We start from the raw sequence: 13,312 nt of genomic DNA, 5'->3' as shown, positions 1-13,312 counted from the left end.
GATAGACGGCCACAGTCTCGGAATGGAAGGTCGGGGATTCGACAGCCGGTTCGGGGCGTTCCTGTCCAAAGCCATCCAGCTGACGGGCATACATCCCGCGCAGCAAAGGCGCAACCTCATCCCAGCGAAAATACAGCACAGCCAGACGCTTTTCCTCTGCGTCCAGGACTTCCAGCTCCATGCCCTGTGCCGTGGTACGGTAATCGGCAGTATCGCCGGTCTCCAGATTCAGCGTCTCGATCTCACCAGAATAGGCTCTGCTCAGCCAATAAGCGATCTCGCTGTTGCTCCTGCCGGATTGCAGCAGCGTGGAAACCTGTTTTTTATCTGCTTCATCCATAAGTCCATGGGTCAATACATCCCGCAGGTCCTGATCTGCCTTGTCCGGGTCAATAGGAAGAAACTCGGTATAGTAAGCATTGCGGCGGTCTGCCCGAATCAGCTGCTCGAACTGTTCTTTGCGCTCTGCCCGGTAGATGGGATATACCATGCCGGTGGGCAGAAGCTGTACGGTGTCCTCCCGCAGCTCGGTGATCTGATAGGCGTCATTCTCGATATACACGGTATCGCCCACAGCATAGACCGGGGCGGCAGGGTCATAGGAAGTCCTTTGCGGAGTCGGGCGGCGAACTGCATCATATTCCTCATCGGAAATGGAAACCTCGGAAGTCTGTTCTGTCTCGGCAGCTGCGATCTGCTCGGCATCCGACATCACCTGTTGGATAAACGGGTCATTGTCCAGTTTTTCCGGGTCTGCCACCTGTCCGTTGACGATCCCTCTTTCCTCCAGGGCTTCCCGGATGGCGATAGGGTCGATATTGTCAAAACGATCCTGTTCTTCTTCGGTATAGAACCGGTCCTCCTGAATCAGCTGGGCAAGCCTGCGCTGTACCTTCGGCCAGGGCAGCTGTGTTTCCTCCGGGCTTCCGGCACGGACAACGAACGGGCTGTTGCTGCCACCGTATTCCTGAGCCAGCCATGCAGCGGTATCCTTCTCTCTTGCATGGTCTTTCATATAACGGACGACAGCGTGTTTACTCTCGATATTGCCGTTCCATGCACAAAGGGCAGTATCAATATCTTCCTGAGAAAGAGGGCGCAGAAGCTCATGGAGCTTTGGATAGGTTTCGTCGATCACTTCCCGGTGCAGGCGCTGGCGGAACTCCGGCACATCCGAATAAAGGCGGATCAGCTCCATATCCTTAGAGCCAAGAACCGCACGGCGCACAGCGGCATTGCCCTCGATGACAGCATTTTCACGGTCGGAATGACCGCAGGCATTTCGATATGCCACATCCTCAGATATGGCGGCAGTCACCACAGGCTTATACTGCTCAAACTGCTCCCGAAGGGTAGGCTTTGGCGTTTCTTCCTCTATCTCCGGCTGCTGGGCTTGAATGGCATCTTCTTCTGCCAGATCCTTTTCAGCCTGGATCTTGTCATACTGCGCTTGTTCCTGTTCGGTAAGATAGCGGCCTTTCTGGACAAGTGAGGTAATGCGCTTGGAAACCTTTTCCCAGTTCAAGTGAACATCCGGGCAGTCCTGCTTTTTATAGTGCAGTCCTTTCCCATCGTGATCTTCGCCGCTGTGTGTTGCGCCGGACAGGGCATGAGAGCGTCCGCCAATGCCATACTCGTCTTTAAGGAATCTCACTTTTTCCTTATCCGTATGGTTTTCCATGAAGAACGCATAGATACGGCCTTTTCCTCCGGCAAAACTGCTGCCGCCGGTCATGGCGGTGTCGATCTCATCCTCTGTAATGAAATGCTGGACGGTTGGCACTTGGGAAAGGTCCGAAGAAAAAGTCCTGCGGGGCAGGTCAAGGTCTTTCAGGTTCTCCCAGATTTCCCTTGGCCTATGGTAATGAAAGCGCAACAGGTCACGGTCCTGCTGATAGGCAGTCCAGAAGGCGGCGTATTCTTCCTTGAGTGTCTGGCGGAAAGCCGGGGCATTCAACTGCTCCGTCAGGCGGTGGGTCTCCTCCGGGAACCCATTGCCTTTGATCTCTGACAGGCAGGACAAATATCCGGCTTCTCTGGCGTCCTCACTGAGATCGTGATATAGGTTCCAGAACTTTGTGGCAAGGAGGGAGCGTTCATAGCCTGCCGCTTCTGCAAGTTCCACATTGGAGGCAAACTGACCACTTTCCAAAAGCTCCCCGATACGCTCTGCGGCGCGCTCCCAGGAAATGACCTGGGCAGACCTGTCATAACGGACAGACTTCCCGTGGGAAAGATGGATACCATCCTCGGCATACCATGCACTCACACTGCCAAGGCCGTTGCCTCCGTGGTACAGCGTTTTCAGTATCTCGGCAATCTCAGCGGTGGTTTTCTGCTTTTCAAATGCTGCAACCACACGCTCCCTCTGACGATCTGTATTGCCTCCCAAACGCAGCACATGGTCAATATCATTTTGGGCAAAAGAAAAAGCAGAGGATGTATGCGCTACATTCTCTGCTTCATCTATGGATTGGATCTGTTCCGCTTCGGAGAGGAACAGGTTTAGGGTCAGCTGTTGATAAGCTCCGCCATCAGGATTTCTTCGGCCTGAGCTTTGCAGGTGTTCATCAGCCCCACCCACTTCATGGGATCGCTGGCTTTCAGTTCCTCGGTGGCTCCCGCTTCCTTCGCCAGCTGGGGCATCATCTGCTCCAGTCTGCTCTGGGCGGTCTCGTCGATCTCCAGAAGGTGCGGGTACAGCTTCTCGCTCAGCAACATCTGGTTGTAGAGGATGGGACGATGTTCCTTCAGGTAGGTTTTCCTCATCCTTCCGTACTTGCCCAGGGGTTTCTCCGGCTGCTGGCTCAGCTTCAGGTCGGGAATCAGATAGTCTCCGTTCTGGATATAGGTCATGGGATTGTTCATCTTGTTTGCTCCTTTCTTGGTTGGTTTCGCGCTCTGCATTTCGGACGGTGACGCCGATCTGCCGCAGCACCTGCTGGTTGATCTGGCTGACCGCTGTTCCCAGCGCCCCGATGGTGGATGGGGTGTTGAAATCAAAGATTGCCATGAAATCTTCGTGGTCGAAGTAGCGTTCCGGCTCCAGTCCGCAGCGGGACATCAAAGCGTAAGTGATGCTGACGGTGGCTGCTGCCTTAAACTGCACTCCGATGTTATACTCATCATATTCCTCCAAAAAGGAACCGTCAACGATATAGAAGAAGTCCTGCTGATGCTCCGTCCAGTATTCCTCAGCCAGTTTTCCGGCTACCTCAGTGAGCTGTCCGGCAAGGTCATCACCGGAAACCTCATAGGTGCGCTCAAGCATGGCCTGCACCGAATCCAAATGGTGCTCCTCCAGCTGCCACAGCCAGGGAGTGCGGGAATGTTCACGGGTTCCGGTGTCGGAAATGTCAAAGACATAACGCAGGCGAGGTCTGTCCCCGGAATCGTCCACCAGAGCGATCCCTTTGGAACCGCGCCTTACATACCGGCCCATCTTTCCATTCCACAAATCGTACTCCGCACAGGCGGTAGCGTCCGGTCGCTGGGCATAGATCATCAGCTGCTCGTGGAACGGGTACTTGTAAAGGCGGGAAGCAGTAGTGAGAAACCCTGCCCATTCCTGCCAGCTCCCCGTGAGCTGCGTTGTCACCTTCTCCGCCATCTGTGCATATAGTTCAGCTTTGGTTGGCATGGTGTTCTGTCCTCCTTTCGGTTTTGGGGTAAAAGATGGGGTAGCATATTGCCACCCCATCCCTGCGATTATGGTGTTTACTGGTCAAAATCCGGGTACAATTCCAATTCCGCAAATTCATCATCCGTCATGGTTTGGAGCTTGCAAAGGGCGCTGTCGGTCAGCTCCCTCAGTTCCGTTTCCTCTGGCGAAAGCTCGCCGCGCATCTCACGCAGGCTGTCGATCAATCCGGTGCGGCTACCGGTATTGTAAATGCACATCAGGTTCATTTCCTCAAAAGTAAAGTTTCCCATATCAAATCTCCCTTTCCGTACTCTTTTTTGGCGCTATCTTTTTGTGTTCTGCCTTGGGCTGGCTTTTCAGCTGCTCCATGACGGACTTTTTCTTTTCCCGTTCCTCCCGATGGGCAGCGGCAGCCAGATCCATCAGGGAAATGGGCTGCCCGCTGCGGGCCTGCTGTTCCAGCTCTGCCACAGTAGGCTCTTTTGCGCCATTGTTGATGATACCGTCGATCATGCCGTAATCGTCCTCCACGGCCATCTCCGCATTTTTCAGCGGATTTTCCGGCAGGAATCCGGGGATCTGGGTAAAACCAACACTGTCACAGTAATGACAGGATACCTTACCGTCCTGCTTGATCGCAACGATGTCACTAACACTCATAGAAGGACTGTGAAAATCCGCCGGCTTTTGCAGATTAAACTGCTCATATAGTTTTTCCAGCTGCTCCGGCACCGTGCCAGACTCCCTCAGAGGAGCTGTGTAAATGAGGTCATAACTGCTGCGGTCTATGGAAATGTCATGGGACTTTAACCAATCCAGATTCATAAAGCGCACATTCTGCGGATCGTCACGACTTACCTGATAGATGGCAAAGCAATCTCTGTTCTGAGCGAGAAATGCCTGTTCCCGTTCCTGCTGATGTTCCTGGCGCTCCATGACCTTTTCGTGGAACTGAGGGCTTTTCTCCCATTCCTCACGGTCCACACCGAAAAGACCGCCATGCTCCATGATCTCCTGTGGGTCAAACACCATGCTCTCCGTATTGTCCTCATGCAGCACATAGACAGTCAAACCGGCGGCATCCAGTTCCAGCGCCCGTTCTCTTGTAACAGGGAGCATCCCGTCATAAGAGTAACCGTATTCCTGCATATCCGGTGTGGAGACCTGCTCATCCGGCGTTGGGTATTCATCCAGCGCCTGCCCCTGTGCCTCCGGCAGCTGGGAAGAAGCAGTCATCTGACTGGCCTCTGCCTGCATCTGCTGGTAGGCAGCTTCCTGCAAAGTCTCGATCATGGACAACGGTGCGTATTTTACAGAGTCTCTGTCCAGATCGTTGTCATCACAAATCTGGAGAACTGCCTTCATGCGGGAAAGCTCCGGCATATCCAGCTGACCGCCATCCAGCTCTTTCATGGACGCGGCATCGTAAATGGTGTAGTCCCAGCCGCTGTCACAAGGCTGGATATGAAGATAGGTGGCATCGTCAATTAGAAACAAAGCCTCCTGCTGGTTTGCCTCCGCATCAAGAACCGCCATTTCCGGCTCTTTTTTTGCATTGGGGTCAATTCCACGCTCTTTGCAGATTTCCTTATAGTGGCGCTCAATGTCAGAGATCAAAGTGCCGGAGGTCTTGTTGATGGTTTCCAAACTGGCTCTCAGCTCTTTCAGTTCCTTGCCCTGACTCCAGCTTGCAATATAGCCGAAGCTGTTTTCTCCGGTCTCGATGCCAAAATACTTGCAGACTGCATAGGAGATGCTTTCAGCCTCCACTTCCTCCGTGTGGCGGTCTTTCCTCTGTTCTTGCAAAAACTGGGCGAGGGTAGAAAAGCCGCCAACAAAATTCAGCCCTTCTTCCTCGGTCAGCATCAGGCGTCCATCTTCCGCCAGCTCCAACGGCTCTGTCAGCAGAACGGAACCTGCATGGTTTACAACCACTCGTTCTTCTACACAGACCTGCTCTCCGGGGTCGTAGTCAGAACCGCGCAGGTCATAGCAATAAACGTCCTCCGGCAGATTATCACGGACAATCCGCCCATTGGAGAACAGACCGGGTTTATCAAACAGCTCGATCTCCTGATATTGCTCGTCATTGGCAATCTGAATCTTTTTCTGATTGTGGAGCTTGCTGTGGGCAATCTCATGAACCGTGGCCGAAACCGTCTGCACCTCGCTCATGCCCTGGCGAATGGCAATTTTCTGATGATCGGCAGAAAAATAGCCGTCCGTATCGGCGGCCATTGCTTCAAAAGTGATCGGCACCAGCGCACTGCGGCGCAGGGCCTCCATGAATGCCTCATAATTTGGCACATTTCCGGAAAGGGAGGAAGCAAGCTCCGGCAAAGGTTTCCCATCAGTCTGGCTCACATCAAAGACCTTGACCGGGCGAAACATGGGGATCTCGATTTCTTTTTCCTCTGTGATGATCTTTCCGTCTTTATCCAAAATCGGAGCCTTGGTATCCGGGTCCAGTTTCTGCTCCTCGATTTTCTTCTTGTACGGTGTGGGGGCGATGATGGTAATGCCATGTTCTCCCTTTTTAACATGACGCTCAAACTGGGCTTTCCACTTATTGTATCCGGCTACCAAAGTGGCGTCCGGCTTCTGCATATAGATGAGCATGGTGTTGTTTACCGAATAGCGGTGGAAGCGGGACATAACGGACAGATAGCGCATATACTTTTCACTCTCAAACAGTTCCTTGATGCCCTGCTCGATGCCGTCTGTGATTTCCCTTAGCCGCTCTCGGTTGGTGGGTTTGTTCTCAGCCATGATTTTCAATCTCCTTTCCAAGTGTGTGATTTCTGCTGTGTGTTCTGCAATCCATGCCTTTTGTTCTTCTTCACTTTCATAAAGAAAAAGATCCAGCAGGTACTCCACATAGATTTTCTTATGGATTGCTTCCACAAAGCGGGGGTGCGGTTTCTCCTCCGGTGTCCGGGGAGAATGGTCGCTCTCCCATTTTTTCAGCAGATGGTAGTAATCGGACAGTACGCGATAACACCGCTGCCGATCCTCACGAAACTGCTGTGCCTCGGTTTTCTGCCGGACATACCTCCTGCGGGGAGGGGCCTGACTGTCATAGATCAGGCCAAAGTCCTGTGCCAATTTCTCTGCCGCTTCTTTTGGGGAGAGGTCAAAGAGCTTTGCGGTAAAGTCGATCACATCGCCAGTAGCTCCGCAGCCGAAACAGTAGAAATATTCCTCGTTCAGCTTCATGCTGGGGTTCTTATCATCGTGAAAGGGACAACAGGCCATGCCATTTCGTTTGACCTCGATCCCATAAAACGCTGCCGCATCTCTGGTGCTGACCGACTGCTTGACTGCTTCAAATACATTCTCTGCCATGTGCCTTTAACTGCTGGACTTTCTCACAGGGGGCTGGTATCCGGCAGCTTTCGCACGCTCACTGGCGGCTTTGCGGCGTTCTGCGCTATATGGCTCCCGGACTGATACACACCGCTTTGGGACGGTAAAGTTATGGGCGTCCTTTCGGGTGATCTGGTCGGGGTGCTTTTTTGCCAGCAGTTCCAGCTTCTCCATCAGACGGGGATCGTGGGTGTAGACCTCAGCCATTGGTTCTGCCTGGTTATAGAGGAGAATGGTTTCCCGTTCCACTAAAGAGAGCTTCATCGGCTGCCTCCTTTCCGCTGGTCAAATTCCAGCTTGAAGTTGGCGTACTGTCCATCGTCCTCCAAAACCACAGTGGCATCGTAGGTCTTGCCGGTTTTCTCCGAATATAGCCCCGTCACACGGACACGGCCATCGTTAAGCAGTGCAGACACCACAGCCTTGGTCGGCTGTTTTTTCTTGGCAGCCCACCATTTGTTATTTTTCCAGATTGCAAATTTGCAAGAATCATTCTGACAGAAGAAGCCTTTTTGCAGTTCTGCAACTTCACCGCCGCAGCGAGGGCATTTGCCCACCACCTCACGGGGCAGAGTGAACAGGTACTCAGTTCCCCTGATGACCTGATAAGTTCCCACCAGGTCTTTCAGCATGGTGCTGATCCCGTCCAGAAACTCCTCTGGGGCAAGCTGCCCGCGCTCGATCTCGCCCAGGCGATACTCCCACTCGGCAGTCAGAAGCGGCGATTGCAGTTGTTCCGGCAGCACCGTGATAAGGGATACTGCATCGTGGGAAGGAAGAAGCTGCACCGTTTTTCTGTTCTTTTTTCGCTCCAGAAAACCGGCAGATACCAGCTTTTCCAAAATACCGGCACGGGTGGCCGGTGTCCCCAGACCTTTTCGCTCGGCATCCTCCGGCATATCCTCTTTTCCGGCAGTCTCCATTGCGGACAATAGGGTGTCCTCCGTAAAGTGCTGAGGCGGACTGCTTTTGCCTTCTTTGACGATTGCCGCAGAAACCGAAAGGGTCTGTCCTTCAGTCAGCTCTGGCACGGCTTTCTCTGCACCCTCTTTTTTCGGCTCTGCATCCTTCGTTTTGGCACGGTAAGCGTCCTCCAGTGCTTTCCATCCGGGGTGCCTCACCGTTTTTTCTTTGGTGGTAAATTCCCCACCGGCACACGCTGCAATCACAACGGTTTCCGAATAGATATGGGGCTGGGCCACGGCGCACAGCAGACGCAGGGCCACCAGCTCCAGCACTGCTTTTTCTCCCGCAGGAAGGGCAGAAAGGTCTGCATCCTTGAGATTTCGGGTGGGAATTACTGCGTGGTGGTCGGTTACTTTCTTATCGTTGATGACCGTCTGCGGATCACAGGTAATGGCGATCCCTTTGCGAAACGGCATAGCATTGGCAACCAGATTCACCAGCACCGGCAGGCTGTCTGCCATATCACCGGTCAGATAGCGGCTGTCAGTACGGGGATAGGTGCAGAGCTTCTTTTCATACAGGCTTTGCAGATAGTCCAGGGTCTGCTGGGCTGTAAATCCAAGCAGGCGATTGGCATCTCTTTGCAGAGTAGTCAGATCATAGAGGGCAGGCGGCTTTTCAGACTTTTCCTTGCACTCCACCTTTTTGATTGTGACAGCTGCATCCTGGCAAGCTTCTTTCAGCTGCTCTGCGCTTGCTCGGTCACTTATGCGCTCCCCGGATACGGTAAGACCGGGCAGCTCCAGCGCCACGGTATAAAAAGGAACCGGCTTAAATGTGTCGATTTCAGCTTCTCGCTGGACAATGAGTGCCAGCGTTGGGGACATCACGCGCCCGATGTTGAGGGTGCGGTGGTACAGCACGGAAAAAAGCCTTGTGGCATTGATCCCTACCAGCCAGTCGGCCTTGGCACGGCAGAGAGCAGCTTTCCGAAGTCCATCATAATCTACACCTGGACGCAGGTTTGCAAAGCCCTCCCTTATGGCGGAGTCCTCCATTGAAGAAATCCAGAGCCTTTTCATCGGCTTTTGGCAGCCTGCCAGCTCATAGACGCTGCGGAAGATCAGCTCGCCCTCGCGTCCGGCATCGCAGGCATTTACCACTTCGGTCACATCTGGGGCGTTCATCAGCTTTTTGAGAATATCAAACTGCTTTTTCTTATCCTTTCCCACCACCATCTGCCAATGCTCCGGCAGGATAGGCAGGTCATCATATCGCCACTTGGCATACTTGGGATCATAACTGTCTGCATCCGCAAGACCAGCCAGATGGCCCACGCACCAGCTGACACGCCAGCCGTTACCCTCCAGATACCCATCCTTACGAGCAGTTGCACCGATTACCGCAGCCAGACTTTGTGCAACCGATGGTTTTTCAGCGATTACCAGTTTATATCTCATCATCTTCAGCCTCCCATTCATTCTGCCAATTATCAGACAGTTTTTTTGCAATGCTGTGTTCTGAGGCAAGTGTAATGTCATAGCCAAAGCGATAATCATATCGGTACAACCTGCCAATCAAATCATTGATTATGATATTGCAGGCCATAATCACACGCTCTTTATCCACCTGCATCAGTTGATAGCGTTGATAATTGTTGTAATATTCTCGATGTCTGTGGGTTCTGCTGACCGTATCTTCCATCAGACAATCTATGGCATCTTTTTCACCATCTTCTTTGCTGCCCTGTGTATAAGACAACAGTTCCTTAACCATGGGAAAACTTTGTTCATCTACCGTTGCTTCTTCGCTCAAAAAACCGATATAAGCTTTTAGTAACAGGCTAACTGCTGTTTTTTCAGCTTCAGATAAAGCGTTCATGGTCTCCGCTGCATCAGGCAACAGTTCCTTTTCCACAAATTCATCTATCTCACCAGAATAAAGCATTCGGATTGAGTCCACACATAAAGAGCGCTTTTGGGGTGCGGTCTCAATTTCAAAATCATAAAGATCCAAGTCATCGTCCTTCTTTGACTTTTTTTGAACTTTGCTGATAGCAGTGAAAAGAATGTCTCCTCCAAAGTAAATTCCGAAGGCGACCAGATCAAAAATAATCAGAAAGTGTAATAACCAGTTCCATGTGTTCATTGTGAGGTCCTCCTTTCTTTGACCATGTGCTGATTTTGGGTGTGGATTTACAGTAAGAGAGTGAGTAGAGCAGCAGAGGACAGGAATTTCTCCCTGTCCTCTGTCCCTTATCCCGCAATGATTTGAAATACGCTACGCTCAAATGGTTCAATCTGCTCTATCGCGTTCCTCATTAGGGTCAGAACCCTCAAAACCATCCTCAAGGACTTCCTCATCTTCGGTTTCCCATTCCTCGGAATCTTCCTCACCATAATCATAATCGTCCAGACTGTCATTGCCCTTGGTCTTAGGCTTATTCTTAACGAGCTTCAAGTAGGCAAATACGCCACCGCCGCCCAGCAGAGCCAGCAGAAGGATCAGCGCAGCCGGGTTCAGTCCGGCAGGCTTCTCTTTTTCCGGCTCCGGTGTTTCTGCCGGAGGTTCCGGTGCTTTTCCCGTACATTTACTCTTATCAGTTACACAGACCGGACAGGCCGTATTAACTGCCCCTGCTTCACATTTCTTCGTGCAGCTGCACACAGCAGGCGGCTCCTCTTTGGGTTTTCCATCTTCCATCAGCGCCATCAGGTCCGCTTCATCCACCTGGTTCAGAAAGTGAACAGCAGTCTTTTTATCCTCGTTGGCCCTGTCGATCAGGATATAAAAATAGTTGCCCGCCTTGGTGGTAACGGTAATGAGCTGTTTATTGCCCCCGAAATCATCCACCAGAGCGGCGTTGCCCTCCGGGGTCAGCGGAGGTGCTTTTTCCGTTTCTTCCACCACCACATTGCTGTCATTGGTGGTATCCTCTGCCGGGGGCGGCGCTGCGCCCTGGGCAAAAGCGGGAACGGTAAAGCCCGATGCCAGCACCAGCGTCAGGCAAAGGGCGGAAAGTGTTCGGAGCAATCGTTTATTCCTCATAGCTGTTTTCCTCCTGTTCGTTGTTGTCATCAGCAAAACTGCCGGGAACTGTGCCTCCGGACAGCATGGCGCTCAGCTGAGCCGGGGTCATACGCAGTGCGCGCACCATCTGGACGATCTCCAGATTTTCTGCCTCGGTTTTCTGTACCTCCAGCGCCTTGAGCTTTTCCTGATACTCTGCGATCTTCTCGCGGACCTTAGCAATCTCCTGGTCAATGCGTTCAATTTTGTTCTTTGCCATCGTCTATCACTCCTTCTAAAAAATCTCTGTTACCAGTTCATCAGGCCGTAGCCCTTGATACTCTGATAATTCAGGTCATAACTTTTGATCTTGCAGGCATCGCCGGAATTTCCCTCCACGGTATAAACACGGCTGCCATCGGTGCCGACAACAATTCCCACATGGTCTGCGGAACCATCCAGATCCCAATCGAAGAAAATGGCATCACCGGGGGCGATGTTTTCATATCCTCGTGCGCCCCACTGTCCATGAGACTGGAACCACGGAACACCCTGAGACTGACAACCAGCAAAGCGTGGTTCCGTTCGACCGGATTGACCATAGCACCATGATACAAAGCAGGCACACCATTCCACACGGGAGTCAAAGCCGTACCAGCTCCAATAAGGTTGTCCTCCCACATTGCCCACCTGACTTTTCGCCAGTTCCACCAGCTGCGGATTGCCGGGGCGGGTGCCATTGATAAATTCAACACCAGTCAAATCTTCAGAAACACCTGTATCGGGAGAACCGCCACCAAATAACAGCGGCTTATTGCCCATAGTCTGTCGGTAGACCTGGTACATCTCCATCTGCTCCGGAGTCAGTAGTTCTGGCGCAAGAGAGGCAATGGAACGGCTTGTTAAAGTTACATGGAGAATACGATATTCATATTCATGCTCATCACCATCTTCGTCAGTGTAAGTGCGAATCTGAATTTCTTCTCTCAGCGTAAGCTGATACTGTGCATCAAACACACGATCCAGCTCTGCCTGTGCGCTGTGGCGTGTATAGCCTTGCAAGACAGCAGAGAGAACTGCCGCCAGCTCATGGGGGTCATGGCCAATCATATCCAGGTTATAGCGATACTCGTCATACCCTGGGTGGCTGCTTTCGATGTTGTCGATTTTCTCCTGCAACCGAGCTTCTCTGTCTGCATAATCTGCCTCCACCGCCAGCATTTCCGGGTCATCCGATGGATAGGTAGTGCCGGAAATTACAGAACCAATACTCTGTGCCATCATAGAGCAGGAGGACATGGTATTCATCAGCATACAGGCGATGAGGAAAAAAACCCCTGCCATCAGGAAGCCCTTCTTGTGGCGCATGACGAATGCCCCTGCCTGCTGTGCCTTTTCTTTTACCGTCCTTGCGGCTTTTCCGGTTTTGGACGCAGCCTGGGCGGTATTTCCGGCAGTCTGACCGGTGCGCTTGGCGACGGCATACTGCTTTTTGATACTCTGTTTTTGCTGCCAGCGGGAGAGAGGGTTGCTGGTAAACTGAGGATTTTCCCGTAGGGACTTCTGGTACAGGGCATTTACATTTGCCTTTTCCAGCTTCTGCTCGGCCTGGGCTGCTTTGCGGTACGGCTTCAGCTTGTGGCTGCGATAGCCCTCCCGCACCAGATAAGCGCTGGTCTCCACCGCCTCCTCGGACTTGTGGGCGCTTTCCACGCCCACATTGTCCTGTTCTGTTTCCCGGATCTCTTTGTGAAACTTGCCCGCGACCAGATGGACGGGAGCTTCCTTAACCCCTTGAGAAAGTTTGGAAGGTGGTTTTTTCTTGTCCTCAAAGGTCAGCTTCGAGGTCTTTTTCCCGGTGTCCGGGTCAATGACCGTCTGTCTGACTTTTTTCTTTGGAATATTGGCCTGCGCCTTATCTGCTCTGGCCGTAGCTTTCTCCGTTTTGCGGATCGGCTTTTCCAGTGCAGGGTCAGCCCGTTCCTCATCAGTAAAGCGCAGGCGCGGCTCTTTATTCAAACCAATCACCCATTAGGATAGCATCCATCATGTGGTGCAGCTCCACATAGAGGGCCAAACCTTCCGGATCATATAGCGGATGCACGGTGAGATACGCATGGACTTGCGCCAGAATCTCAGAGAGCATTGTGATAGGTCTGCACCCTACAATGGGTGCTGCACCAGGGGCACACATCATATTCGCCCAAATCGAAAAGAGACGGGCAAGACCAATTTCGCCATCCTCATTCAAGGTTTTGAGTTCTTTGTCAGCGGTACGACACTCAACAACAGCGGAGGCCATTACCGGAAGCAACATGAATTCGTGAGCCTCCAATGCCTCACGGAAAAAAATCATGGTATCAAGTTCGCAAATATTCTGTTTCATAG

The 13,312-nt window shown here is 52.3% G+C and carries 11 protein-coding genes and 1 pseudogene; 1 reads left to right on the top strand and 11 read right to left on the bottom strand.

Features of this window, described 5'->3' with window-relative positions; translation table 11 throughout:
* Positions 1-2,584 (bottom strand): annotated as a pseudogene (locus ACESSZ_RS12340) (SNF2-related protein); the annotation flags it as partial.
* On the bottom strand, positions 2,512-2,868 hold the full coding sequence (locus ACESSZ_RS12335; RefSeq protein WP_081016879.1) for a TnpV protein: 357 nt from the start codon (positions 2,866-2,868) through the stop codon (positions 2,512-2,514). The gene ACESSZ_RS12335 and the pseudogene ACESSZ_RS12340, both read right to left, overlap by 73 nt.
* On the opposite strand from ACESSZ_RS12335, the gene ACESSZ_RS12330 reads away from it, so the two are divergent.
* Positions 2,855-3,622 carry a hypothetical protein gene (locus tag ACESSZ_RS12330; protein WP_499842822.1) on the top strand — a complete coding sequence of 256 codons (768 nt, stop codon included), beginning with the start codon at positions 2,855-2,857 and terminating at the stop codon, positions 3,620-3,622. The genes ACESSZ_RS12335 and ACESSZ_RS12330 overlap by 14 nt on opposite strands.
* A gap of 95 nt (positions 3,623-3,717) precedes the next feature.
* On the opposite strand, the gene ACESSZ_RS12325 is transcribed toward ACESSZ_RS12330, so the two are convergent.
* The 9 genes from ACESSZ_RS12325 to ACESSZ_RS12285 form a co-directional block, all read right to left on the bottom strand.
* Complete coding sequence (locus tag ACESSZ_RS12325) at positions 3,718-3,933, bottom strand: transposon-transfer assisting family protein (protein ID WP_014078556.1); 216 nt, start codon at positions 3,931-3,933, stop codon at positions 3,718-3,720.
* Between the two features lies 1 nt (position 3,934).
* Entirely contained in the window at positions 3,935-6,988 is a 3,054-nt protein-coding gene (locus ACESSZ_RS12320; RefSeq protein WP_499842821.1) for a YodL domain-containing protein, read from the bottom strand.
* A gap of 6 nt (positions 6,989-6,994) precedes the next feature.
* Positions 6,995-7,273: a hypothetical protein gene (locus ACESSZ_RS12315; RefSeq protein ID WP_002570998.1), complete on the bottom strand. Its 279-nt coding sequence runs from the start codon at positions 7,271-7,273 to the stop codon at positions 6,995-6,997.
* Positions 7,270-9,378 carry a type IA DNA topoisomerase gene (locus ACESSZ_RS12310; RefSeq protein WP_499842820.1) on the bottom strand — a complete coding sequence of 703 codons (2,109 nt, stop codon included), beginning with the start codon at positions 9,376-9,378 and terminating at the stop codon, positions 7,270-7,272. Before ACESSZ_RS12310 ends, ACESSZ_RS12315 begins: the two co-directional genes overlap by 4 nt.
* Entirely contained in the window at positions 9,365-10,063 is a 699-nt protein-coding gene (locus ACESSZ_RS12305; RefSeq protein ID WP_008723343.1) for a hypothetical protein, read from the bottom strand. Before ACESSZ_RS12305 ends, ACESSZ_RS12310 begins: the two co-directional genes overlap by 14 nt.
* 147 nt (positions 10,064-10,210) lie before the next feature.
* The gene (locus tag ACESSZ_RS12300) at positions 10,211-10,963 is read right to left on the bottom strand and encodes a DUF4366 domain-containing protein (protein ID WP_002589132.1); all 753 of its coding nucleotides are present in this window, start codon (positions 10,961-10,963) and stop codon (positions 10,211-10,213) included.
* Positions 10,953-11,204: a DUF4315 family protein gene (locus ACESSZ_RS12295; RefSeq protein ID WP_002589133.1), complete on the bottom strand. Its 252-nt coding sequence runs from the start codon at positions 11,202-11,204 to the stop codon at positions 10,953-10,955. The genes ACESSZ_RS12300 and ACESSZ_RS12295 overlap by 11 nt, the downstream gene beginning before the upstream one ends.
* 29 nt (positions 11,205-11,233) lie before the next feature.
* Positions 11,234-12,943, bottom strand: coding sequence for a CHAP domain-containing protein (locus tag ACESSZ_RS12290; RefSeq protein ID WP_117470827.1), 1,710 nt, complete (start codon positions 12,941-12,943; stop codon positions 11,234-11,236).
* Positions 12,936-13,310, bottom strand: coding sequence for a DUF3851 family protein (locus tag ACESSZ_RS12285; protein WP_499842819.1), 375 nt, complete (start codon positions 13,308-13,310; stop codon positions 12,936-12,938). The genes ACESSZ_RS12290 and ACESSZ_RS12285 overlap by 8 nt, the downstream gene beginning before the upstream one ends.
* Positions 13,311-13,312 lie beyond the last annotated feature (2 nt).

The organism is Eubacterium sp. 3_1_31 (genome assembly GCF_964249515.1).
Taxonomy (GTDB): Bacteria; Bacillota_I; Bacilli_A; order Erysipelotrichales; family Erysipelotrichaceae; genus Longicatena; species Longicatena caecimuris.
This window is presented reverse-complemented; position numbering and strand designations above follow the sequence as displayed.